Origin of the sequence: Bacillus sp. B-jedd, from assembly GCF_000821085.1 — a bacterium.
GTDB lineage: Bacteria > Bacillota > Bacilli > Bacillales > Cytobacillaceae > Bacillus_D.
This window is the reverse complement of record NZ_CCXR01000001.1, coordinates 3910264-3937227: the sequence shown is the minus strand read 5'-3', so window position 1 is coordinate 3937227 and position 26964 is coordinate 3910264. Positions and strand designations below refer to the sequence as shown.

The window sequence follows — 26964 nt, the reverse complement described above, 5'->3', positions numbered from 1 at the left end:
ATTCATCAGAAAAACGTAGAGAAATAGAAAAGCTGTGTCTATTCGCCAAAAAATAAAGACATCAAGGTGATAAAAAGTGGGGAAAAAGATTTTCGTTCAAATAATTGCAATTATTTTGATCTTAGCAGTAATGCCAGGGGCTGCAAAAAGGTACCAAGCCAATACTTCGATAAATGTATTAGGAAGGGGATACAAGGATATTAATATTGAAATTTCACCGGGAGAAGACCCGGCAGTGAAAATCCAACAGGGATTAAATGAGGCAAAAACAAGTAGGACACCCATAAAAGTAATTGTACCTGAGGGTAATTTTATCCTTAATAAGTCTCTTTTCATTTATAAAGATACCTACTTGAAAACCAGCCCTAACACGGTATTTACAAGAAACCATATGGGTTCCATGATGCTGAATGGCACAAGGGTAGACAGCTTTACTGGATATGGCGGTAATTCAAATTTTATTATTGATGGTGGAATCTGGGTTGCCAATTCAGAAAATACGGCTTGTAGTGCAAATATCTTTTCATTTGCGCATGCAGAGAATGTAGTTATTCAGAATGGAACGTTCTTAAATGTTATCAATAGCCATGCCGCTGATTTGGCAGGTGTTGGCTCAGTCCTTATTCAAAATAATAAATTCCTTGGATTTAAAGATAACTCAACGACCCGTTCCTATTCTGAGGCAGTACAGGTAGACGTAATCAGATCAGCAGATTCCTTTTCCAGCTTTGGTTCCTGGGACAGTACCCAGACAAGGAATGTTACAGTAACGAATAATTATTTTGGGGCTTCATCCACTCCGGGATTTACTGCGTGGGGGAGAGGGATCGGGAGTCATACAGCTGTTTATGGAAGGCAATATGACAATATTACTGTTACTAATAATGTGTTTGATGGAATGAGCCGCGAAGCAATTTACGGATTTGCCTGGTCAAATGTGAAAATTCAAGGGAATCAATTTCAAAACATCGCAAGTAACGCGGTTGAAATCTATGTGCCATATGTTGGCTATCATACAGTTAATGCCTTCGGTCAACAGATGAATGTTTCGGAAGGAATAAAAAATATTGTCATTGAGAAAAACAAATTCACCAATATTGGCTTAAAAGCTATAAAACTGAGCGGCAGAACTGGGGCCCCTATTAATGGAGTAAAAGTATTAAACAACCAATTTTTGAATATATCTTCCACAAATTTATTAGATAAGAATTCGTATGTCATCAATCTGCAATCCATTTATGGATACCACCGAATTGAAAACGCATATAAGACTTTTGATGAGGCGAATAATGCTGGCACAAAAGTAGCTGCCAATCTGAAATATCCAACACAAACTGAACCTTTAGGAAAACAAAATTTATACCGATTGCGGACAGGTACATTTAATTCCTCAGCAGTAGCAAAAAGTGCCTTAACTCGCTTCAAAAAAAGCACTGGAATAAACGGCACGGTTTATAAGACAGGGGCAAAGTACTATATTCTGTCTTCCAATATTGCCGGCGAGACAAAGCTGAATCAACTTTACACCAAGTTAAAATCCCAAACTGGTTGGGTTGTTTATAAAGATACCGTGTATAACCTAAGGACAGGCACATTCAATTCTTATACAACGGCACAGGGTTCATTAACCAAATTTCAGAGTATAACAGGTGCAAAAGGGACAATTAAACCTATAGTAATATCAGGAACTATGAAATATTATATTCTTTCCAATGAAATTACTGGAAGAGCAACAATCGATTCTGTTTACAACAAGTTAAAGGTGAAGACTGGATGGGTACTATATAAAGACCTTGGCTATACAGCATCCAGCTATAAAGTTAATATGGGAAAATTCCTAACTAAATCTGAAGCAGATGCCGGAGTCGCGAAGGTTAAAGGGATTGGCGTCCCCGTTCAGAAAATCATTTACTATCCGTAATTCACTTGCTGCCCCCAGAGGACTTTTAGTTCTGTGGGGGTATTTTATCTAAATGAGATAAAACTATTTAAACGAAATAGTGAGAGTGGCTTTGGTAATAGAGTCATCTAACATAACAAAATAAATATAAAGGAGAAGTGGCAGTAAAGAAAAAGGAACGCATTTTTTCGCGTTCCTTTCCTAATATTTATTGTAGTTCTCTTATTATATATGCAGAACTGATCCAGCCATCCAGAGTACCAACTTTAACTTTGTACCAGGGGGTTGTTCCGTTAAGTTGAGTAATCACTTTGCCATTTGCATCAAGTTGCAGGTATACATAGTCACCTCTATTATAGCTGCCGATGATGCTGTAGGCAGTAGAAGCCCCGCTCCGGATATTTAGTGAATCATTGACGTTATAAACGCGGCCTAAATTTATCACAGAAATAAAGTTTTTATACTGGGAGAATGATATTTTGTTTGTCCAATATTCTGTCCCATTGTATTTCAATTTAACCCAGTAATCATTATGTTTTTCAAGAATTTCAAATGTTCCGTTGGCAGGAATAGATATATTCGTCAAGGTTGCACCGCCCTTATTGGCAGATACAGCTAGAACCTGTTTTGCTACAGCAAGTACCCCGGGAGGGAAGTAATCTGCCCCGCTAGGAATTCCTGGATCAGCAGGAACAGAGGTGCTAACTTGGGCTTTATCATATTCCGCCTTATTATAAGGCAGGATTTTTTGCATATGGCTAGCAATTCTTTGGCCCCAATATGGATCGCTTGCATAGTAGAAGTTCATGCCTTCACTATTTGCATCGACACGAGTATTAGTTACAACTGTTTTTGTGCTGTATCCCAAATATGGACCCTTATAATATTTGTAACTAGGATTCAGATATGTTGCTTTCATTTTTTTTGCAATATATTCGATTCCCTGGTCAATACTGGCAAACCGGTGGGCTCCAACAAACGGAGTTGCATCGTAAGCGCCATAGCCAAACAGATTATATTTTACGTAAGCAATTTCCGATTTTCCAAATCCACTTTCATGGATGGCATGAGCTGCAAGGTAGAGAGAGTTAAGACCATATTTGTTGGCAATATCAATAATAAGTTGCCCTTTTCCTGAAAGGACTCCACCCAGACCAATATAGGCATTAATTTGGGTTGCCGTTACAGATGATGGCTTGCGAAGGTCCACAAACTGATAACTATCCCTATTTACAGAATATCCAGTCGATACTTCTTTAATATAATCCCCGGAAACATATCCTGTTTGACCATTAGAAGAAAGTTTGTACCAGCCGTTAGAAACGACAGCTGATGGATAAACGAAAGCAGCTGTTGGGATAGTTGTTAGAATCGAGCCATTAGTAGATGCTGAACTTCTTAAGTTGAGATTGTCTGATGTCACAAACGTTTTATTGCTGATAGGAGTTTCTGTCAATACGGCAGTATTAATATTTACATCTACTTCTTTTGCATAAACGGTTTTACCGCCATATGAAACCGTGTAAAGCGGCTCGCCGTACTGATTGATCAATTTTTGTGATGAAACCAGGTTGGTCGCAATAGCAACTTTAAAGCTGGCAGGGCCACCAGTGTCTGGTGTCGGCCATAGATAGGCTGTTTTATTAGTAGATAGTGCAGCTTGGGGGATTGGTGTATAGGTAATGTTAGCTGCTAAAGAGCTTCCCCAAATCCATCCTGTCATATTTGTACTTCCATTGACTGCATAAGTAACTCTGTACCAATTACCAATGCGCGCATCTGATGCAAGTACAGCACCTTTTTGAACGCTGTAAATAGACGGGTAACCCGAGCCAGCCCATGTACGCAAGGGATTATTGTCCGTTGTGGAAACATAATTCCTAGGCTTCAGTTTCACAAGCTGTCCAACATCAGGAGATTTAACGTAAACTTTTTGTCCGCTGTAATAGACAGTATAAAGTGTTTCACCATATCGATTGACTACTTTTTGGTTTGTAGACAACTCGGAATTCATAACAGTTTTAAACGAGGCAGGCCTACGAGTATCAGGGGTAGGGTAGAGATAAGCAGCCTTATTGGTTAAAAGATTCATAGTAGCTATAGATGTAAACTGATCATAAGCTAATAGATCGCTTCCCCAAACATATCCGCTCTTTGTGACGTTTTTACCAAGATAGGAATAGGTATAAGAAATATTATACCAGTTTCCAATCCGTGATTGACTTGATACCAGCTTTCCTTTTGGTACAGTCATTACAGACTTATAGCTCGTACCAGCTCCTGTTCGCATCACAACGTTCACCTTGGTTTGATAGGTTGTCTTTGGGATTGCAACAATAGTGGCGGCCTCAACAGATGTTGGTTCCGTTATTAAAAAAGGTGCACTGCTTCCCAGTAAGAGCCCTGTAGACAAAAATAGTGCTTTACCGACCTTCATTTAACTAATCACTTCCTTCTTCATTTTCCCTATGGCTCTAAGTTTCTATTTCAAGCGGTGATACGAAAACTGTCTAATAGTGTTTTAATTAGAGCAGTATTTCCCCTGGCAATGTCTTTTGCTGTCAAAAAATGAAAAAATATAATATAATTATCGGATGAAATCAAAATAAAGTAAACATTTATTACAAATTAACTTTCTAAATTCTATAAAATGAGAGAAATTACCTAGTTTATTTTTTAGTTTTGTAGAATTGAAATAGTTGCTATTATAGAAAATACTGTTTAGTGCTCCATTAAATTAGAAATATAAAAATGTCCTGTCATATAGTACCCCGTATTTCCATGCCAAAATTTATTATATATTTTCTTATTTAATTGTCTGATCCTGTTTTTGATTAGAAGAAAGAATTGTATAAAATTAACGATTAAAAAAGGGATTCCTTAAAAAGTTCTTAAGGAATCCCTTTTTATATTGTTTTGAATCACCTTTGCAAAACCAATTTAGAGAAGCTTTTGATGGTGGCGAATCTTGAGGGCGGTGCCAATTAATAGGTTCTATATAAGTAAATTTTCCAGGCGGATTCACTTGATTCGAATGTTCGTTCAAGTTTAAGGCGATTTTGTTCTGCATTTCTAATTGGCAATGCTGAAAAGATGTATTCTCCGCCCATTTTTTTAAAATGGTCTGTATTCAGTTCAAGATTCTTTAGGGAGCCTGCATAGTCCTTCTTAAACATATACCGCTTTCCTAGTTCAGCAGTGAAAATATAACATCTTCCGCCCCACGTATCAAAATACTTGGTAATCGTTTTATTTTTTGCCAGCTCTTTTTCAATAATCTTCCGGAACTCATATTTATAGGTCAGAGGATAAAAATTATTGTACGTATCAAGGGTATAGAAACCATTATATTGAGAGATGGCTGGATGAATACCAATGCTAACAACTCGATAATCTTCTTTCGGCTTTCCTATGTATTTGGCGATTTCTTTAAATTGTTTCTCCGCATAAAACTGTTTGTACGTTGGCTTATCTCGGTGGAGATATTCATCATTTGCCAGAAATAAAACAGCAATTTGGCCTGCAGCAAGGACAACTGCTGTCTTTTTCCATGATACATCGGCTTCTGCCATAATCCTTAGGGCAAGTGCAAAGCTGGTATAAATGACAAACGGGCGAAGAAAATGAAACCGGGCAAAGTTAAAGGTATCTAGAAAGTGGAACCTTTCCGTAAGTGGTAGCCAGCCCTTGTAAAACCAAAAGGCATACCATATAGATAATGCTCCGTTTAAAATGAGCAGCCCCAAAAATAGCTTTTCTTTTTGCCAGCTTTTTTTTTCAAAAATAATAAGAAGGGCAATAATGATAGCCCCCATGATAAATAGGCTGTGAACTGTCATAACATGGTTATGGCCAAGTCCGAAATTTCTCACGGCAAGCCAGGCAGATTGTAAAAAGGTAAGTCGGGCATGAAAGTATTCATCCCGGCTATTTGGTTCATGGTCAAAAATAAAAGAATACACTAGCCTGTATTCTACAAGCATAAACATAGCTGTTAAAAATACTAGTGCTAGTATAAATCGAATATTCCATGTTTTTCTCCTTATTGAATCAACTAACCAATAGAATCCAGCTGCCACGATAAAGAAAAAAAAGCCTAAAACAAAACTTGAATAAAGAGGTAGAAGCAACAAGATCAACCAGTTAATCAGCCTTTTCTCACCGGCTCTAATATTTAATAAAGCCCAAGCGGCCAGCGGCATGCCTAGCGTGCTAAGCATTCCTGAAGGCCAGAAAGGGGTAAGCGCAAAAGCCGCAGCGACAGCAGTAACAACCCAATGCCGATTTGGATCTTTTATTATGTAGCTTTTTAAAAATAGATACATCCCGATAAATGCAACAAACCTTGTAATCGCCTGGCTCACAGCATATGCAGTAATAGTAGGCAGTAATGCATGGAGGAGAACTATACCGCTAAGTTCTGGTCCGAATGCATTTCGTGAAAGTTTACCATTTATAATTTGTGGAATAGTTGAATCAACTGGTCCGAAGGTTTCTCCGCTATTTACAAGGACTTTATACCAGGCAATATTGGAATCAAGATTATCATGGATTCGTATATGGGCATTTTCCTTAAGAAAAAATAATGGAGATAAATAAAGGGTTATAAAGAGTAAAGCAATTACTATTTGTAGTCTTTCTCTTTTCCTTTCTATGCTCATGGTTAAATCTCTCACTCCCATAATAAAGTAACAGTCTTGCTCTATTATTCCTCCAACCATTAAAATTATCCATTATTTTCCGTATTTGCGCAGTAAAAAAGGAAAGGCGTCAGCCTTTCCTTTTTAAACTTATTGAAGTTCTTTGGCAATATAAGAGGTGCTTACCCAGCCATCTTTTCCATCAGCAGTCTTTACGAAAATCCAGGTAATGCCTTCATTTATCTTCGTGATAGGGTTATTTGTGGCATCAACCTGAAGCTGAACATATTGATTAAGTGTAAAGGTTCCGATAGGAGCTAATGATGTAGAAGCTGTTGGTCTAATATTAAGGGAAGTCGCTGTTACTCTTCCTAAGTTTTTAACAGATAAATAGTTTTTATAAACATCAAACCTTGGCTTTGTCCAGTAAATAATTCCATTATAATTAACCTTTACCCAATAGTCATTATGTTTTTCAAGCAAAGTAAATTGTTTGCCTGCTGGAATTGTTATTACAGTTGCCCCGCCTTTTTGGCTGCTTAAGTTTATGGTGCTATTAGCAAAGGCTATTATATTTGCAGGGAATGTATCTAATCCAGCCGGAATACCAGGATTGACTGGAACTGTCGTATTTGCCGCAACGTTATCATAGTCAGCCTTATTGTATGGGAGAATCTTTTGCATATGGGCTGCTATCTTTTGGCCCCATTTTGGATCGCTCGCATAATAAAAATTCATGCCTTCACTATTCGCATCCACTCGGGTGTTTTTATCAACTGTTTTAGTACTGAATCCTAAATAGGCACCTTTATAGTATCCATATGAAGGATTAAGGTAAGTTGATTTAATCCTTTGAGCAATATATTCTATGCCACTATCAACCTGGGCAAAGCGATATGAAGCTACAAATGGAGTTGCATCATATGAACCGTAACCGAATAAGTTATACTTTCCTAATGATATATTTGACGTGCCAAAGCCGCTTTCATGAATTGCGTGAGCGGCAAGATAAAGTGCGTTAACACCATATTTTTGTCCCGCATTAATAAAAACTTGCCCTTTGCCGGCCAGCACACTTGTCCTATTATTTAAATTAGCTGCAATATAGTTATTAATTTGTGTTGCTGTAACCTTGGACGGCTTTCTCAAGTCTACAAATTGATAACCATTTCGGTGGAATGGATCTCCTGTAACGACCTCTTTTATATAATCGCCAGACACATATCCTGTTTTACCATTAAAAGCTACCTTATACCAGCCATTAGAAACCACGTGGGTCGGTGTAAGAAAAGTAGCATTTGGAATCGTAACTATAAGACTTGCACCTGGGTCAGCAGCCTGCCTCATATTTAGGTTTGAAGTTGTAACAAAAAGTTTGCCGCTAATAGCCGTTTCGGTTAAACCAGTTGTCGGCGGTTGGGGAGTAGAAGTAGAAACTACATTCACATCTACAGCTTTAACATAAACAGTACTTCCATTATATAATGTGGTATAAAGTACATCGCCATAATGGTTCACTACTTTTTGCTTTGAAGATAATTTAACATTTGCTGTTACTTTATAAGAAGCAGCTCTGGCAGTATCAGGTGTTGGCCAAAGATAGGCGGTCTTATTTGTAATAAGGGAAGTTTCATTTATTGTAGTAAAGATATTGTATGCTCTTAAGGAGCTTCCCCAAACCCAGCCAGTTTGCCCATTAGTATTAGTTACTCTATACCAATTTCCGATGCGGGCATCTGAAACAAGCCTAGCATCCTTTGGTATTGTCGTAATAGATTGATAGTTCCAGTCTGCCCATGTCCTTAACGGGATATTATCGTTTGTTAAGTATGTTCTTTTTGACAGCTTTACAAGCTGGCCGACATCCCATGACTTAACATAAACGGTCTTCCCTTGGTAAGGTACTGTGTAAAGAAGCTCCCCATATCTGTTTATAACTTTTTGAGTTGTCCGCAGTTCTGCACCCAATGCAGTTTTAAAAAGAGCGGGTCTTCGCGTATCCGGGTTAGGATACAAATAGGCTTGTTTATTAGTTGATAAGTCCATTCCGCTGATGTTGATAAATTGATCATATTGCTTTAAGTAACTACCCCATACCCAACCGTTCTTTGTAATATTTTTCCCCTGGTATGGATAAGTGTAATAAACTCTGTACCAATTTCCAATTCGTTCTTGGGAATAAACTACTTTTCCTTTGGGGATAGTCATAATCGCTTTATAGCCGTTACCAGCTCCAGTGCGCATAATTAAATTAACAGAGGTTGTATAGTAGGTTTTAGGGATTTTAACTACAGTGGCAGCTTCAACATGGACCGTTTCCGGTAAAACAAAAGGCAACGAACTTCCTAATAAAAGGCCTGTTGATAAAACCAGGGCTTTACTAGTTTTTTTCATTTAGTCACTTCCTCATTCATCATTTTCCCATTGGCTCTAATCTTCTATTTCTTTATTTGTCTTTTAAAATATCTGAATAGAAATCGTAAGTATAGAGCAGTGAATACCTCCTTTTTTTGTTCTTACATCAATAGACAAAAAAGAAATCAATACTCTTATTATCGGATTCTTTGTCATAAAAGTAAATATAATGGAGGAATTTCTTTTCAATTTTAGAAAAATGATAGAATGAACCCGGTTTTTGTCATGCATTTTAAGGAGAAGGGGAGGGGTGAAACCAGTCATCAAGTAAAGAGAAATAAAAAAGGAACCCAGCCGGGCTCCTTATATAGTAATTAAGATGAAAAATTTATTTTTCTTTGAGTTTTTCGTTTTTTTCAGTCTTTTGTCGATCAACAAATATAAAACGTTTACTAAATATATAGTTTGCTATTAAAACTACAACATTAGCTGCGATTTTAGATAATGTGCCGTCAATGTGCAGGCCGCTGACAAGAATAATCATTGTAAATAAATCCATGAAAAAAGAAAGAAAACGGAATCCAAAAAAAGCGGTCATTTCCTTTAGTTTATCTTGAAGGGTTGGGGTATTGCTTTCAAACACATATTTTTTATTAACCACATAAGCGAATAAAACTGCAGCTATCCAAGCGATAGTAGTAGAGACTCTATAATCCATTTCTAAAGGTTCTGCTGCAATCCAATATACAATAATGTTTACTAGGGTAGTAAAACCACCCATTATTATATACATAAATATTTTAAACATTTCTTTTGACATATACTTTTTCTTCCCCATTAATTTCTTTTTCATTGTTATATTCGTCGACATAATAAAGAGGCCTATTTTTAGTTTCATTAAAAATACGTCCTAAATATTCCCCGATTATTCCCAGAGATATAAGTTGTATACCTCCTAAGAATAAGATTACTACCATTAGAGAGGGGTATCCACTTACATTAGAGCCAAAAACAATAGTTTGAACAATAATAAAAAATAGATATATAAAAGAGAGTATTGAAATTACAAACCCTAAAATACTCGATAAACGTAAAGGGAAGGTAGTGAAAGAAGTAAGGCCTTCCAAAGCTAATTCGATTAACTTACTGTAATTCCACTTAGTCTCTCCCCCTGCTCTGGGTCCAGCCTCGAAAGCAATTTCCTTTTTTTTAAAACCAATCCAACTGTACATACCTTTTGTATACCTTTGAGATTCTCTTAATTTTTTTAATGCCTCTATACATCGACGGTCTAAAAGTCGAAAGTCTCCTGCATCTGGCAATATTGGGATATTAGTTGTCTTTTGTAACAAACGGTAGTATGTTTTTGATGTAATTCTTTTTAGCCAAGGTTCACTTTCTCTTTTAACACGTGTTGCATAGACATCATCATAGCCTTGATTCCAAAAATATATCATTTCAGGGATGACTTCTGGAGGATGTTGAAGGTCGGCATCCATGACAATGACTGCGTCACCCCTCGCGTAATCAAATCCCGCAGCCATAGCAGTCTCTTTGCCGTAGTTACGTGATAAGTCTATATATGAGACACGTGGATCAATAAGTCTTAAGTTCTTAATTATAGTATTGGTATTATCTTTACTTCCATCATTCACAAATAGTATTTCAAAATTATAACTTGAAATAGTATCTATAATGGAGATAACTTTAGTGTAAAATTGTTCAATAACTTCTTCCTCATTATAGGCGGGAACTAAAATAGTTATTAATTTCATTTTGCAAATATCCTCCATCCTGTTGGCGACATTTTATTATACATTAATTTGGTAAAAATAAAAAGGTAAGACAACAAATATTAGGAATATGTTTAGAGGGCAAGGTGATTAAGATGTTTAAGGATGGTTTCTAATAATTGAATATAAAAGTTGAGTTTATTTCAATTAAAAGTATTTATTTTGCATTTTATATGGAGAAATATTCCTAAATGTAAAAAATGCTCTAATTAATGATATAATATTTTTTTGATTTTATCCTATTATTCAAAAAGGGGCTAGGTTATGTTCAAGAATGACGTGAATATAGTGTTTAGGAAAAAAATTGATCCTTTTATAATAATACTTGCTTTAATAGTAATATTTTTGACAAGTATAATTTTCTATAGAATTTTTGAAAAAGGATATTTTTTTGTATCTTTGGTTGGTGACATGAGGGAACAATACATTCATTTTTTTAATTTATTTCACAGTCAAATAAGAAATGGAGAATTGCCATTTTGGACTTGGAACTATGGACCCGGTGGAAGCTTTTGGAATGAATTTGGGTATTATATGCTAGGTGACGTTTTTATATGGCCGCTCCTATTGCTTCCACAAGAATGGTTTCCTTATTCTTTTATACCCATGACGATAATAAAAATATATTTAATCTCTTTAGGGACCTATTTATTATTAAGAAAGATAGGGACAGATAAGAAAATTTCTTTAACAGCTGGGATAATTTCGAGTCTCGCTTTATTTAATTTTGATCACTTTTATACTCATTACTTTTTTCTAAACTCTGCGGTTTATTTTCCATTTATCTTATTGGGTTATGAAAGATACGCAAGTCAAAAAAAGTTTTTGCTTCTATTCTTTATGTTGTTTTTGGCGGGCATAAGTAATTTTTATTTTATGTTCATTAATACACTTGGGCTAATATTCTATATTTTATTTAGATACTTCTTAATTAATAGAGCTCAAAAAAGCTTTAAAGATTTCTGGGCATTTCATTTTAGGATTGTCGGGATATATCTATTAGCACTTGGAAGTGCAATGATAATATTTCTGCCATCAGTAATTAGTTTGTTTCAATCCAATGCTTTTCATAGACCTGATGTTATTAATTTTGATAATGTGCTAGGAATAAACGATCTGATAAAAAAATTAATTTGGCAAGGTGGCATGAACTTTTTGCCATTATTAATGTTGCCGCTTTTTTTTATAAACGGTAAAAAATATATTCCTCATGCACTAATCAGTATTTTTTTATTTGTAGTTGTAACTTTTCAGGAAATTAATAGAATTGTTGGCGGATTAAGTTCACCATATGAGTTTAGGTCCTTTTTTATCATTAATACACTCATGATAGTACTGGCTGCAATTGCTTTGGATGAAATTAATTTTACAAAAAAAAGAAACATGCTTGTATTGGTTTTATTATCAACTACTATTTGTTTTTGGTTGGAGAAAAACCCATTTACCCATTATGCGAACATAATCAAGTATTTACCAATCGTTTTCGCGCTAGCTTTTATCGTATCCCAATTTGTAGGCTCGAGCAAGAAAAAGTATTTTTCTTTAATTAGCTCAATGGTCCTTATTTTCTACCCGCTAATGCTATCTTATAGTTTAATGAATGACCTTTTAGAAAGGACTGAAGGGAAAGATCCGGGGAGCTATCATAAGGGGGTATGGGGTGTACTTCCGTTAATGAAAAAGTCTGATTATGAAAACCTTTATAATAATGAAAAAGTAAAGTATGCACTTGGGCAATTAAAGGCTGACAGTGATTTTTATAGGATTAATACAAGTGATTCTGAGATATTAGCTAATAATTCCTCAATGACTTACAACTATAAAAGTTTTTATGCTTATAATTCAATGCTGAAATGGAAATTACAAGAATTTGAAATGGATTTTCTTGCACAGCCGGGAAGTAGGAGGCTAAGCACACTTAAAAGCCACATAAACAATACCTTTCTAAATACTATTCTAAACAATAAGTATCATATTTCATTTAAAGATAAACATTCTAATCTATATGGGTACACCCCTATTTTTGAAAAGAATGGAATAATCATTGAAAAAAATGCATTCTATTTACCATTTGGGTTTATGTATAGTTCTGCTTTGCCCGATTCCATGTTATTAAAATATGATGCCGATTTAGATGAGGTTATGTTTAATAATGCGACAGTTTCTGATTCAGTTTTTAAGAAATATAATTTGGAGACAAAATGGACATATAATTTAAAAACCTTGGGGAGTATGTCTAAAGCAAAGATAAACGAGGCTACTAGGGTGAAGAAGAATAATGGCAAACTATTTGTCGATTCTAATAAACCGATTGAAATTTTAATACCAGTTCAAAAACATCCAGAATCTGAACTAACACTTTACGCAAATATCATTCCTTATACAAAAAATGATGGTATAACCATGAATGCTATCACTAGCGGTGGAAAGAACTTAGTTTTTGAAAAGAACATGCGCTACAATCAGTATGATTTGTACCAGTATCATCATGAAGATACAACAAATAAAGTTTTGTTTCGGTTTGGTAAGGATCGTGAAACTGAGTGGGTAAAATTAGTCATTCAACCTGGGAGATTTTTAATTAAAGATATAAATGTGGTAGCAGGAGACTATTCTTTATATAAAAAAAAGGTTAAGGAATACCAAAATAAAAGTTTAAAAGATTTGGTTTACGGAAACAATTTTGTTAAAGGAAATTATAAGAGTGAAGAAAACTCTATCCTTTTTCTTTCAATTCCTTATTCAAAGGGGTGGAAAGCACAGGTTGATGGTAATAATGTAGAAATTTTTCCTGTTCACTCGACTTATTCAGGGATATTTGCGCCAAAAGGTGAGCATAAAATTTATCTGAATTATAAACCCGAGGGGTTTATAATTGGAGGCTTAATTTCATTTCTTAGTATATTTATTTTATCTTTTAATTTACTTAAAAATAGGTATATTAAGATAAGAAGAACAAAGCTAAGAGAAAATAATTAAAAATGTGACTCTACTTCAGTTACCAGTCCTACCACTGAAACGGTTACAAAAATAAAGGGAATGGCGGTATTTAGCCATTCCCTTTATTTTATTAACCTATATATCTTTCTTAGAAGGTTGTAAAAAAATCCTTTATGAACCTGCAGGCTCAGGTTTCCATATTCAGTCCTATAGAGAGAAACCTTCCTTTTGGACGTTTGGTAGGAAACAAGCCTGAGCTCAAGTGATTTAGAAGCTTTTATACGGACAGGTTTTCCGCCATCCAGGCAAAAGTAAAAATCGTACCCGTTTTCAAGCTGTTTATCTTTAAATTCATCTGAATGCAGAAGAAGTGTAAAGGTTTGTTTTTCAAATGGATAAAAGGACTTATTTGGAATTGGTTCAAATGTAACGGAAGAAAGAGTAACCTCTTTCTTAAACTTTTTACCTGTTGCGTAAAACCTTCCAGAAGGGGATTGGGAAGCCTTGGGAACCTTCAGCTTTCCTCTTAAACTCCATTTTCCTTCCTGCTCTTCAAAATCTACTACGGAGGCATGTGGTTTAATATCTGCAGTGATATCGTAAGTGGCTTCTGCCCCTTTTAGATAGAATCGATTTTCTGATTGATGGACAATTGGCATTGTTTCAGTTCCGGTATATAGCTGTGAAAAAAGAAGAAGGTCACTTAATTGTCCGGAGACTGCTAAATCATATAGAGTTTTTTCTTTATGCGGCAGCAGGGCGATTGCGGCTGCTGAAAAATCAGAAAGGAAGGAGCATATGGCCTTTTGCCAATCTTCCCGATCCGTCTTGTCTACGAGAGCATATTTTTCCACATGGAGCCTAAGCACATCCAAAAGGGCTTTCAGGTCATGCTCGGTTGCTATTTTTTGATTTATTCCGGTTTTAGTCAGCCATTCCTTGTTCAGGTTTAGGGCGGTAATCCGATCCAGTGTATTCCTCAATTTCATTCGCTGCTGGGTAATCGAAGGGCTGTTTGCTTCCTCCCGGACACGCCATAAATAAACAGGCTCTTTTACAATTGCGATTTTCCTAGCCAATACAGCCGCCTTTAAAGTCAAATGCATATCTTCATAATACTTGCCTTCTTCGAAATAAAGGCTGTGTTCTTTAAGAAAAGATGCACTCCAAAGCTTATTGCAGGCAATGCTATCCTGTACAAGCCGTGGCTCGGAGGACAGGGCAATACAGGTATCTTTCTCATATAGACCGAATTCATGGTGCCTGACAGGTATGTAGTTTCGTTCATTTGTAAAACGGAGAACTTTTCCAGCTGCAAAATCTGCTCCACATTTTTCCTTTGCCCGAGTCAGCATTTCAATGGCATGTTCCGGAATGATATCATCAGAATCGAGAAAAAAGATCGATTCTCCGCGGCTTAAGTTTATGCCTTTGTTTCTTGTATAGCCAAGACCATGGTTTTCCTGGGAGACGTAAGAAAAAAAGGAGTAGGTGTCCAGGTACGTACGGATGATTTCCTCGCTGTTATCGGTTGAACCGTCATTAATAATAATGACCTCCAGAGGCCTGTATGTCTGGGCTGCCACGGAATCCAGACATTCCTTCAAAAAGGGAGCTGAATTGTATACGGGAATAATGATTGAAACGAGTTTTGTCATATTGGACACCTCGATTGATAAAGTGGAAGAGCTGTTATTCACAGCTCTTCCTTTAGCCAAATACTTTTTTTATGACCTTGGAAGATGCATGTCCATCTTCAAGGCTGCCAAATTCGGATGCGAATCGTTCAAGGGCCTCATGGTATGCGGTTAGCTTCTCAGGTTCATTTATAAAAGCAATGACCTCATCAATGGACGTACAAAGAGGTCCAGGAGCCTTTTCGGCAAGGTTAAAGTAAGTTCCCCGCCTTGACACATACTCATCCAAGTCGTAACAGTACAAAATGATTGGACGTTTCAAAAGCGCATAATCAAACATGACAGAAGAATAATCGGTGATCAGCATATCAGAGATCAAAAAGAGCTCCTGTATATCCTGATACGTTGAAGCATTCAGGATATTGTCTGGTAATTCATGCTGGGAGACCATCGAAGACAAAAGGTAATGAAGCCGGAGCAGAATGACTGTATTTTCACCAACAGTATTGCTTAGCTCCTGTATATTCTTAAGCGTTTTCTGGAACGAATTAGAATCCCAGTCGCGGAATGTTGGAGCGAATAAAAGTATCCTCTTTCCTTGGTCAATCCCTAACTGCCTCTTTACTTTTTCGATAGTCTGTTCTGGCTTGCTGATTAGAATATCATTCCTTGGGTACCCTGTTTCAAGTATTTCTCCCCCATACCTGAACGCTCTTCTGAATATAGCAGTACTGTAAGGATTTGGTGAAACAAAGTAATTCCAAGCGTTTGTTTGACGACTGAGCCTTGAAAGCTCAGTAGGGCTCGGAAGGGCTTTTTGATCATACCCCATCCGTTTAAGGGGGGTCCCGTGCCAAGTCTGAACGTACACCTGGCCTTTTTTCTTTTTGAGCAGGTGGGCGATGCCCTGATTATCAATCCAATACTTAGCGCGTGCCAGATAATAGAAATGCTTCAGGCTGTTACGCTGAACCTTTATTGCAGGTCCGGGAATGTCAACGGCATCCGGTTCTTCGAGAGACCAAATGTAAGTATATTTCCTTCCGGTACGAAGTAGCTCTTCGTATAAATATTTTGGACTGTCGCTATATTGCTTTCCCATATGGCTTTCAAAGACAACCCAGTTTTCCTTCAGGGACAATTTCCTAAACCTTTGCTTAATTGAGTTCGTGATTCTTCCTTTTATTTTACCTAGCTTCGAAATTGGAATGACAGCTTTCCTTTTTTGAAATATCCATTTGATCTGGTCGAATTTCTTCAAGGGAAGCACTTTAATAGCGAATGAATTTTTATGGTTTACAAATAGTACCCTTGAAAAACGGGTATCTTCGGTCTTAATCGTAACAAATTCCGGGATAGCAGGCTTTTTTACGACTCTTTCAATCAAGTTACCTTCATGGTGTACTTGTAAAAAGAGATAATAGTTCCCAGGCTCAACATCCCGAAGGTCCAGAGACACCCGATTCCCTACAGGAATGGAAGCAATTTCATGATGAGTATGCCTGTTTCTTAGTAGCCATGAAGAGGGAGGTTCCTCGCCTATAAGGGCAGGCATCTTCACTTCAGCCTCGAAGGAAAAAGCAACCTTTGATAATTGAAGGTCTCTAATTTCAAATTGCAATTCCGGATTTTCGATCTCCAAAAATTTTTCCTGTAACCTGTCCGGAAAAGAGGGTTTGAAATAATATCGGCCGCCGAATGTATAAATTCTGTCGTTTTCAACTTGAAGGCCATTGATATATTTTTTGTAATCCTCGAACGCTTCCCGGTCATTGATATAAAGAAGGAAATAGAGGATCCGGTCTTTCTCCTGTAACTGAATAAAAGAATATTCATCCATGACTTCATGCATATATTCATGAATCAGTTGATGGAACTTTTCTTTGTATTCTTCATCGTAAAGCAGATAGTCATTTGTGTATAGCTTCAGGTCATGGCGGAGGAATTTATTATTTTTTACCCCCTGATAGAGGCCGAAACCATTTTCTTTCAGAAACTTGTCAAACATACGGTGAGCGGTAATCCGGTTTTTGAAGTTATCAAAGTCAAAGCGCCTGTTTGTAATTGATTTGACTGCAGCATCCTCTACAACACGCCAATAATATACAGGCTCTGGAATGATGCTGACAGATTTTGCAAGGAAATAGGCTTTCCCGGTGAACACAATATCTTCATAGTGGATGCCCTCGGGAAATCTTAATCCATGTTGGTCGAGAAAGGACCGCTTATAGATTTTATTTACAGAGAGACTGTCAAATAATAAAACATTGAATTCCCGGACATTAATGTGTGTCCGTTCTTGTGAATATATTTGTTTATGGTACCAGATTTCATAATTATTGGTCCGGATGACCTGTCCCGCCACAAAGTCGGAGTTTGTCCGTTCAGCCGCGGCAACCATTTTTTCACAAGCGTTGACTGTATACCAGTCATCGCCATCCAGGAACATGAGATATTTACCTGTTGAATTGGCAATACCCGTATTTCTTGGAGTGCTGCAGCCTCCGCTATTCTTGCTGAGGTGAATTGCCTTGAATTGCTGCTTGCCTTCGATAAAACGGTCAATAATCTCACCGGTCCGGTCTGTTGAAGCATCGTTTACGACAACCACCTCCATATTGGAGAGTGTCTGCTCCTCTAATGATTCCAATGCCTCTTCGATATAAAGCTCGTTGTTATATGCGATTACAACGACTGAGAGGATGGGGGATTTATTATCAGTCATCACTCTTCCTCGCCTCCCAGTTCATTAAATAATTTATACCATTGAGCAATAATTTCTTTTTTTTCAAATCTTAAACTGCTTTCGTAAGCGTGTGTACTGAATGACCTGAATAATTCGGGGTTCAGGGCCAGTCTGCGTATCTGTCTCGAAAGCAAGGGAACATCGCCGATAGGAGAAATGAAACCATCCGAGTATTCTGTAATGATTTCCCTAATACCGGGTGCGCAGTCTGTTGAAATGCATGGAAGCCCACACGACTGTGCCTCGATCAGGGACATCGGCAGCCCCTCGGCTTTTGAGGAAAGGACAAAGAAGCTGGAGGAAGATAGGGCATCCTGGACATTACTTGTTTGTCCCTTTAACTCAATTCTTCCCTCCATGCCCAGAATTGAAATCAAAGATGATAAAAACCTTTTTGCCGGGCCATCTCCATAAATATGGAGTTTCCAGTCAGGCAAATCTTTCGCAACCCTGGCGAAAGATTCGATTAAAACATCAAACCCTTTGTCTTCAACGAGCCTGCCCATTGACACAATTGTTTTGTTCCCATACAGAATAGAAGGGTCATTGCTTTCCCGGAAAGGGGAAGGGTTATACATGACACCTGTATTTGTAAAATCCTTGCTGATAAAATGCTCTGCATCCTTCTGGGTAAGGAGAAGGAATTTTGAAACTTGCCTGTAATAACGAAGCAGCCGCTTATATCGGTGCGAATTTTTGGAGGCAAGATAGCTTTCGTGGCTTTGGCCAATCACTTTAATGTTAGGCCTGGAAAGAATCGGTTCAATCCACTGCATGCCCCATACCTGAACGACAATTACAAAGACTTCTTCTTCTCCATATTGTGAAAAAAAAGATTGTACATCCTTGCGTCGTTTGATTAATTGGTTCCGCCTTTTTAGCTCTCCGGCAATTGTTCTGAATTTCAACGCTTTTAAATTTGCCGAAAGCTGCTTGGGCAGCGGAGCCCGGTAACCGTCTTTGTGAAGGACGTGTATTGGGATTTCTTTTGAAAAATAACTTTGGGCATTCTTTTGCTCATTTATACTCAAAACAGCCACACGGTGGCCGTCTTGAATAAACTCGTGTGCCAATATGGATGCTACACGCTGGGCGCCTCCGTGACCGTTATATTCATTTAATACAAATACTATATTTTTTCTTTGCATGCCGATACTCCTCGCTAATCATGCAGATTCGTAAATAGCATTAAAGGGAAAGCCGTTCGGCTTCCCCTTCGTCCTCTGAGAAAACTGCACGGTTTTCCGCCGGAAAATGTTTTAACTTTCCGGGCTTATAGTTACTCAAATAGTTTTTATCTGTAAATACTTCGTTGCAGTTTGAATTTCCACCTCACGCCCGCCAATCGTTTCGGGGGCAGATGGATATTCCTCCTGTTTGGAAGCCCAAACTAAATTTTTCATAGTATGGAACGGATACTTTTTCATACGGAAAATCATCTTGCACTCATAGATACCAGGGTCGAGGCTGGCAACATCTATACCGACTGTAAATTTTGAATAATTATATAACTTGCCTTGTGGATTAAAGGAAATATTTTCAGTGATTTCTTCTGTAAATCCAACTTCTGCTGGGATGATTACTTTAGTAAAAGTATTCTTATGGATTAGTTCAAACATCATTTCCACATCGCTGGCTTTTTCCGTTTCATATCCTCGAACAAAAGCGACACCTTCCACAATGACTGTGTTTCCGGAAATCTTAATATTGTTTACCTGCTGCTGGACTTTATCATGGTTCTCGATAGACAATTTTAATTGGTTGGATTCAGCTGCCAGTTTATATAGAAATGGACTCGGCTGGCTGGAAGACAGATCATCGATACAGGTAACATCCGCTTGATTGGCCCAAAAGCGGAATTCTTCCCAGTCGCCTTGTTCATTTTTGTATCGGGCTGAAAAGCTGAACTTTCCCGGGGTGAAGAAACCTGGAAAATCCTTTTCTGTCACTGATGCTTTAAACCCGGCATCTTCAGGTATTCCGGGTGTTCCTTTATAAGGAATCCGAATAATTGGGACTGTTATCTCTTCACCTGAATGCTCATCTCTGATGGCAAGTTCAAAACTTGTTTCACTGCTTCCGGATTGACTATAAAGATAGCCTGAAATATCAACGGCCAAACCATTACCGTCAACTTTATATTGAACATCTTCAATAGAGTGTGAAAATTTAATTTCGGATCTGATAGCTTCAAGGCTTTTCCGCCCGCTCATGAATTCATTATATACAAAGCCAACCTGCTTCGAATCTCCATAAGTGATTAATTCCCCCTGATGGATCCAGGCAGCTTTTGAGCAAAATGATTCAACTGAGTTTTTATCATGGCTGACAAAAATAATCGTTTTCCCCTGATCCTTAAAGGTGTTCATTTTTCTCATGCACTTTTCCCTGAACATTGCATCTCCGACAGCAAGTGCTTCATCAACGATAAGTATATCAGGGTCGACATTTACTGAGATAGCAAAGCCAAGTTTAGCCCTCATCCCTGAGGAGTAATTTTTGACAGGCTGATGGATGTAATCACCGAGTTCGGAAAACTCAATAATATCATCCACCTTCTTGAGCATATCTTCCTTTGTATAGCCCAGCAGGATGCCCTTCATGAATATATTGTCATACCCCGTCAATTCAGGGTCAATACCGGAGCTGACATCAAGAAAGACAAGAGAGCCGTTTACATCTATCGAGCCGGCTGTTGGGTCGGCTATTCCTGTAATAATTTTTAAGAGGGTGGATTTTCCGGAACCATTTTTTCCAAGGACCCCGATGGCTTCTCCTTTTGGAAAATCAAGAGAAACATCCTTAAGGGCAAGGAATTCTTTATGGAGCCGTTTTTTTGTAATGATTTCTTTTAACGGGCCCCACTTATCTTCATATAACTTATACTTTTTGGTAATATCTTTAACGCTCACCGCGTAGTCCATTGCTTATCCGCCTTTCGCGCCGGGAATTACATAATATCAAGAAAAATAGGCTTCAATCTTTTATAAAGGTAATTTCCTGCGATGAACAGGATAAATACAACAACCCAAAAATAAAGTGAGTAAGCAGGATGTTCCCAGAATCCCTTATGGAAGAGAAGAGACTCACGATACCCCTGAACGATGTAATGGAACGGGTTTAATTTGACCACATAGGCCCATTTTCCAAGGTTGCTGATTTGCCAGAAGACAGGGGTCATCCAGAAAAGGAAAATTAATATAGTATCCAGGAACCGCCCGAAATCCTTGCTCACCGCAACCAATGGTGCGGTTACCGTTCCAATTCCCATTAAGAGCATGAGAGCGGCAAAGTCATAATAAATAAGCTGAAGCCAATAGGCGGATGCTCCATTTAAAGAAATGGCCAATACCACCATAATGACTAATAAAAGAATGAGATGGGTATAAAAGGAAAACAAAATCTGGACCGCCGGCAAAATCGCGATAGGAAAGGGGGTGTTCTTGATAATATGCCTCTTGCTCCTAAATGAGTTTTTTGCGAGACGGAATCCATCATTAAGCAAAAACCAGCCGACCATCCCGACAGACAGCCATTCAAAATAAGATATATTTCCAATTGGCTTTCCTGCTCTGGCCCCAATATTAAACACAAACCAAAAGACCGCAATCCTCATTAACGGATTGACAAGGCCCCAAAGTGAGCCGAGGAGTGTGCCTGCATACTCCCGTTTTATTTCTTGGAGTGCAAGCGTGTGGACCATTTTTCGCCGCATCCACATTTCTCTATAAATGGTAAACATATACGTTCTCCTTTATTGTGAAAGCTTAACGAAAAGCTTTCACTTCATGACTTAAGGCTTCCTGAGTAAAGCTTGACTCACTCAAACCCATTTGGGTTTTCTTTTTGCCACTTCCAGGAATCCACGCACATTTGAGTTAGGTTTTTTTCGGCTTTCCATCCAAGAATCTTTTCTGCCTTGTCCGGATTCGCATAGCAAGTTCCTATATCTCCCGGGCGCCGGTCTGTTATTTCATATGGTATTTCACAAGAACTGGCTTCTTTGAAGGCATTTACAAGATCAAGAACACTATACCCGGTTCCCGTTCCAAGATTGAACGCCTCAATGCCTTCGTGACTATCCAAATACTGGAGGGCTTTTAAATGCCCTTTAACTAAGTCAACAACATGGATGTAGTCTCTGACACCGGTGCCATCATGAGTATCATAATCATTCCCGAATATCGAAAGTTTTTCTCTCTTCCCTATCGCAACTTGTGTTATATAAGGCATTAGATTATTCGGTATACCGCTTGGATTTTCACCAATTCTTCCGCTCTTGTGGGCCCCGATGGGGTTAAAGTAGCGTAGAAGCGCAATTCTCCAACTTTGGTCGGAAACATGTAAATCCCTGAGAATTTCCTCAATCATAAGTTTCGTCCGCCCATAAGGATTTGTGGCTGATAAAGGAAACGTCTCATTAATAGGGACATGGTCAGGGTTTCCGTAAACTGTTGCCGATGAACTGAAAACCATTTTTTTAACGTTATGTTTTTCCATCGCTTCACAGAGGAAAATAGTGCCTGTAATATTATTATGGTAGTATTTTAATGGGATGCTCACTGATTCGCCAACCGCTTTTAAGCCGGCAAAATGCATTACCGCATCAAATTGGTGTTCTGTGAATATGGCATCTAGCGCTTCCCGATCAAGAAGATCTGAAGTATAAAAAGGAAAGTCCTTTCCTGTCAATTCCTTCACTCTTTTAATTGATTCTTCTGAGCTGTTTGATAGGTTGTCTATAACTACAATTTCATATCCGTTTTCTAATAATTCAACCGCGGCATGGCTTCCGATATAGCCTGCACCACCAGTAACAAGAATTCTTGGCATTCAGTCCAACTCCTGTACAATCGTTTTTATAAATAACTCATTCGGTAACATGTTGCTAAAGACCACCCTCATTATAACGAAATCATATGAATAAATATAGTTTCCCCTTATCCAAGTGATTTTAAGTAAAAACATAAAAACATCCCTAACCTGGAGAAAAGTCAGGGAAGTCGGGATTTAAGTTTAGCACTACCGGCTTTCTCCAATTCCATTTGCTGTTTAACGAAGCGAACAAGATTCTTGCTAGCTTGGCCTGTAGAGTATTTATTCCATTCTTGATTAAACTTGTTGATACGGCATAGATCGAATTGATCCTCTTTAATAAGAGACGCAATTTCCTTGCTAGAAAAAACTGTGGGGCCGGGAACAGATTCAATGTAATTAAACCAAAATCCCCTTGTCACTTCATATTCAGCCAAATCGTACGGATAAAAAATGATTGGTCTTGAAAGAATCGAATACTCGAATGGAATCGAAGAGTAATCGGTAATAAGGATATCCGTTATAAATAGAAGATCATTGACATCCCCGTAACCTGAAAAGTCATATGCAAATCCTTTTGTGCTTTCTGGTAATGACAGACAGTTTTTTATGGCTGGATGAAGTTTTAAAAGAACCACATAGTCGTTCCCTAATTCTTTATGGAGTAACTTTAGATCAAGCATAAATTCGAAATCTTCAAGTTCATTTTCCCTATAGGTGGGAGCGTACAGGATAATTTTCTTTTTCTCCAAAAAGGGATATGTGCAGAACAAGCTTTTAGTTATTGCTGTTTTATATGGTTCATCATAAAAAATATCTGTCCTGGGTACTCCGGTTTTTATAATCCGCTCCGGGGCAAGCCCGAACGCGTGTTGGAAAATTTCAGACATAGGTTCTGATCCCGATACTACAAATGTAAAGTTATTATAGACTTTTTCAAAACGTTCAATTGCTCTATGGCTCCTGTTTTTATTTCCTTGATCCTTAATCCCAAACTTTTTGATTGCTCCATTTGCGTGCCACAATTGAATACACGTAACGTCCGTCTTAAATTTGGCTGCGCCGAGGAAACCGTAATAGTTATCAACGAAGATAACCTTTGCGGTTGCAAGATGAAAAACCGAGCGAATGAAATGGCTGATATGCCGAATATCGAAAACCAGGACCTCCAAATTCATTTCGCTTAGAAGCTTATAATTTTTATTGTTTGCCAAAAAAACAATTCTGGGGTATATCTCCTGCTTTTTTAATTCCTTATAGACAGCAAGGCTATTTTCCGGAAACGAGACAACAAATACAGTTTTGTTTTTAAGTGGAACAAAACTGGAAAAGAAAAACAAAAAAGAAAAAAGCCGTAAATAGATATATACGGCGATTTCCCTAACCATTTTTTACTTTAAAAAGGTCTGTTTTTATTTGGGAGGTGGAAATCCCGACAGTCCGAGGTAAATAAATAACTTCACAATACTCTTTCAGAAAATCAAATTTGCCTTTCCAGTCATCGCCCATAACAAAAATATCAATATCGTTATCTATAACGTCTTGTATCTTTTGCTCCCAATTATTTTCAGGGATTACTTTATCTACATAGCGAATGGATTCCAAAATCATTTTCCGGTTTTCAAATGAATGGTATGCTTTTTTATTCTTAAGGTCATTAAACTCATCGGTAGAAATTGCAACAGTTAAATGATCGCCAAGTTCACTGGCTCTCTTTAATAAATTAATATGGCCCCAATGCAAAAGATCAAAGGTGCCATACGTAATTACCTTTTTCATCATAAACCTCCTGGTATTTACGTTGAAATATTTTTAGAAGGAAATAAGGAATTTTATCAAAAAAGATAAAAAAATATTGCCTTAACTCCTATTGACTATTCAATTCTAAGGGAAAAACAGGTCATTTGCAAGCTAAGACAGATGGTGGGTTCTTCCTAAAATGTACTTACCCAAATTGACGAACTGTTAACACAAATTCGAATAAAAGTTGGAAAAGTGAAAGATTGGTTAATGACTTTCTATTTATGGTACCCTATATTTATTAGGAAATCCCATCAAGATAAATATTGCGGTTAGAACAAACTGGCTCGTATAAAATACGAAAACTAAATCTGAAGAAGGAATAAAAAATGCTGAAAACCATAAAACAATTAGAGATTTTCAAATCCGTGTATAAAATAGTGTTTAGGCTGACAGGTACTCTGCCTGCTAAAAGGAAATTGATTATTTTTGAAAGTTATCTCGGGAAACAGTACAGTTGTAATCCCAGGGCCATTTATGAATACTTAAGGAATAATAAGCCTGAGTACGACATGTATTGGAGTATTGACCCCAGATATAGGGCATCTTTTGAAAATAAAGGGATCAAAACTGTTGACCGTTTCTCATTAAAATGGTTGTATCTTATGGCGAGGGCCCGCTTCTGGGTATCCAATAGCAGATTGCCGCTCTGGATACCTAAGCCGGGCCATACGATTTATCTGCAAACCTGGCACGGCACTCCTTTGAAAAGGCTTGCTGCTGATATGGAAGAAGTCCATATGCCCGGGACCGATACAGATAGTTATAAAAGGAACTTCCTGGAGGAGTCTTCCAGGTGGGATTATTTAATCTCACCAAATGAGTATTCAACAGAAATATTCAGAAGAGCATTTGACTTTAAAAAGAAAATGATTGAGTCCGGTTACCCTAGAAATGACTTTCTATATAATAGAAACATCGATGAAAAGGCTAATTCCATTAAAGAAAAACTAAGTATACCATTAAACAAAAAGGTAATACTTTACGCACCCACATGGCGGGATAATCAATTTTATGATAAAGGGAAATATAAGTTCAACCTTGAACTTGATTTGGAAAAAATGCGGAATGAATTAGGAAGTGAGTATATTGTCCTTCTCAGAATGCACTATCTAATTGCGGAAAACTTAGACCTTTCCGGCTACTCTGATTTTGCAATGGATGTCTCGGGACACGAGGATATCCGAGAACTATATATTATCTCCGACCTTCTAATTACAGATTATTCTTCAGTCTTTTTCGATTTTGCAAATCTTAAGAAGCCGATGATTTTCTTTGTGTATGATCTTGAAAACTACAGGGACCAGCTGCGTGGCTTTTATTTTGATTTTGAAAAGGAAGCACCCGGCCCACTCGTAAAGACCACATCCGAAGTAATAGAACTAATAAAAGTTATGGCGGGAAGTGAGGATATTCTTCCTGATGAGTATTTGCGATTTTACATGAAATTTTGCCATCTTGAGGATGGAAATGCTTCAGCACGTGTGGTTAAAGAGATTTTTGATTAAGTATGGAAATTTTGACCCGAATTAAAGTTGTTGTAATTGGCCTGGCAAGTTAAATATGGACTATGGGGAAAGTTATATGAATGATGCAATCAATGTACTTGGAATTCCATTTGCAAATCTTACCTTCGATGAAACGATTGAATTGCTGGATAAAAGAATCAGAAAAGAAGAAAAAACTTTTCTGGTAACTGCTAATCCGGAAATTGTTATGTATTCTTTAGGAAATCCTGATTATAAGGAACAACTCCTAAAAGCTGACGTGGTCGTTCCAGACGGAGCGGGCATTGTGCTTGCCTCGAAATTACTAGGAACTCCCTTGAAGGAAAGAGTAGCCGGGTTCGATATTTCGATACGCTTATTGGAACTGGCTGAAAAAAATGGCTGGAAAATCTTCCTTTTAGGGGGAAGGAAAGAAGCTAATAAAAAAGCGATAGAGTATTTAAGAAGAACATACCCTAACCTCATAATAGCTGGTAGCCATCATGGTTATTTTAAAAATGACCATGAGAATATTGTAAAGATGATAAGAGAAACTGCTCCCGACATCGTATTTGCTGCGCTAGGCTTTCCAAAACAAGAGGATTGGGTAGCAAAAAATATAGGGGAATTCTCCAAGGGGCTTTTTATTGGAGTGGGGGGTACCATCGATATTTTGGCGGGAGAGGCAAAAAGGGCCCCGTATTTCTGGAGGAAATTAAATCTTGAGTGGCTTTACCGCCTGATTAAGCAGCCATCACGCTGGAAGAGAATGCTGGCGCTTCCTCTGTTTGTGGCAGAGGTGTTAAAATACAGGAAGCGCAGTTAAATCGGATGCTTTCCGAGAAATGAAA

Annotated in this window: 16 protein-coding genes and 1 pseudogene; 4 read left to right on the top strand and 13 right to left on the bottom strand. The window is 37.7% G+C overall.

Translation table 11 applies throughout. The features are described from left to right. The first annotated feature begins 76 nt into the window (after window positions 1-76). Window positions 77-1921 carry an SPOR domain-containing protein gene (locus tag BN1002_RS19305; RefSeq protein WP_048827149.1) on the top strand — a complete coding sequence of 615 codons (1845 nt, stop codon included), beginning with the start codon at window positions 77-79 and terminating at the stop codon, window positions 1919-1921. A 187-nt stretch (window positions 1922-2108) separates the two neighbouring features. Here BN1002_RS19305 and BN1002_RS19300 read toward each other — a convergent pair whose 3' ends face one another. From BN1002_RS19300 to BN1002_RS19280, 5 genes are all read right to left on the bottom strand, one after another. Continuing rightward, window positions 2109-4337 (bottom strand): SH3 domain-containing protein, encoded by a 2229-nt coding sequence (locus BN1002_RS19300; protein ID WP_048827147.1) that lies wholly within the window; start codon window positions 4335-4337, stop codon window positions 2109-2111. Window positions 4338-4884: 547 nt separating this feature from the next. Beyond that, on the bottom strand, window positions 4885-6561 hold the full coding sequence (locus BN1002_RS19295; RefSeq protein ID WP_048828074.1) for a DUF6044 family protein: 1677 nt from the start codon (window positions 6559-6561) through the stop codon (window positions 4885-4887). 129 nt (window positions 6562-6690) lie between these two features. Next, a complete protein-coding gene (locus BN1002_RS19290; RefSeq protein ID WP_048827146.1) occupies window positions 6691-8934 on the bottom strand; it encodes an SH3 domain-containing protein in 2244 nt (747 codons plus the stop codon). 349 nt (window positions 8935-9283) lie between these two features. Beyond that, complete coding sequence (locus BN1002_RS19285; RefSeq protein ID WP_231575065.1) at window positions 9284-9715, bottom strand: GtrA family protein; 432 nt, start codon at window positions 9713-9715, stop codon at window positions 9284-9286. Then, complete coding sequence (locus BN1002_RS19280; protein WP_048827145.1) at window positions 9696-10670, bottom strand: glycosyltransferase family 2 protein; 975 nt, start codon at window positions 10668-10670, stop codon at window positions 9696-9698. Before BN1002_RS19280 ends, BN1002_RS19285 begins: the two co-directional genes overlap by 20 nt. 282 nt (window positions 10671-10952) lie before the next feature. On the opposite strand from BN1002_RS19280, the gene BN1002_RS19275 reads away from it, so the two are divergent. Beyond that, window positions 10953-13667, top strand: a complete 2715-nt coding sequence (locus tag BN1002_RS19275; protein WP_048827144.1) for a YfhO family protein — start codon at window positions 10953-10955, stop codon at window positions 13665-13667. Window positions 13668-13750: 83 nt separating this feature from the next. Here BN1002_RS19275 and BN1002_RS19270 read toward each other — a convergent pair whose 3' ends face one another. The 8 genes from BN1002_RS19270 to tagD form a co-directional block, all read right to left on the bottom strand. Continuing rightward, entirely contained in the window at window positions 13751-15286 is a 1536-nt protein-coding gene (locus tag BN1002_RS19270) for a glycosyltransferase family 2 protein (RefSeq protein WP_048827142.1), read from the bottom strand. Between the two features lie 52 nt (window positions 15287-15338). After that, window positions 15339-17990, bottom strand: a complete 2652-nt coding sequence (locus BN1002_RS19265) for a bifunctional glycosyltransferase/CDP-glycerol:glycerophosphate glycerophosphotransferase (RefSeq protein ID WP_048827140.1) — start codon at window positions 17988-17990, stop codon at window positions 15339-15341. Continuing rightward, window positions 17990-19159 carry a glycosyltransferase gene (locus BN1002_RS19260; protein ID WP_048827138.1) on the bottom strand — a complete coding sequence of 390 codons (1170 nt, stop codon included), beginning with the start codon at window positions 19157-19159 and terminating at the stop codon, window positions 17990-17992. The genes BN1002_RS19265 and BN1002_RS19260 overlap by 1 nt, the downstream gene beginning before the upstream one ends. A 135-nt stretch (window positions 19160-19294) precedes the next feature. Further along, window positions 19295-20935, bottom strand: a complete 1641-nt coding sequence (locus tag BN1002_RS23055; protein WP_052445658.1) for an ABC transporter ATP-binding protein — start codon at window positions 20933-20935, stop codon at window positions 19295-19297. 26 nt (window positions 20936-20961) lie between these two features. Beyond that, entirely contained in the window at window positions 20962-21753 is a 792-nt protein-coding gene (locus BN1002_RS19250) for an ABC transporter permease (RefSeq protein ID WP_048827136.1), read from the bottom strand. A 77-nt stretch (window positions 21754-21830) separates the two neighbouring features. Further along, window positions 21831-22844 (bottom strand): UDP-glucose 4-epimerase GalE, encoded by a 1014-nt coding sequence (gene galE, locus BN1002_RS19245; protein WP_048827134.1) that lies wholly within the window; start codon window positions 22842-22844, stop codon window positions 21831-21833. Between the two features lie 161 nt (window positions 22845-23005). Further along, window positions 23006-24214, bottom strand: coding sequence for a CDP-glycerol glycerophosphotransferase family protein (locus tag BN1002_RS19240; protein WP_048827133.1), 1209 nt, complete (start codon window positions 24212-24214; stop codon window positions 23006-23008). Then, window positions 24207-24605, bottom strand: coding sequence for a glycerol-3-phosphate cytidylyltransferase (gene tagD / locus BN1002_RS19235; protein ID WP_048827132.1), 399 nt, complete (start codon window positions 24603-24605; stop codon window positions 24207-24209). The genes BN1002_RS19240 and tagD overlap by 8 nt, the downstream gene beginning before the upstream one ends. A gap of 374 nt (window positions 24606-24979) precedes the next feature. Between tagD and BN1002_RS19230 the strand changes: the two are divergent. Next, window positions 24980-26134 (top strand): annotated as a pseudogene (locus tag BN1002_RS19230) (CDP-glycerol glycerophosphotransferase family protein); the annotation flags it as partial. A 76-nt stretch (window positions 26135-26210) separates the two neighbouring features. After that, on the top strand, window positions 26211-26939 hold the full coding sequence (locus BN1002_RS19225) for a WecB/TagA/CpsF family glycosyltransferase (protein ID WP_048827131.1): 729 nt from the start codon (window positions 26211-26213) through the stop codon (window positions 26937-26939). Window positions 26940-26964 lie beyond the last annotated feature (25 nt).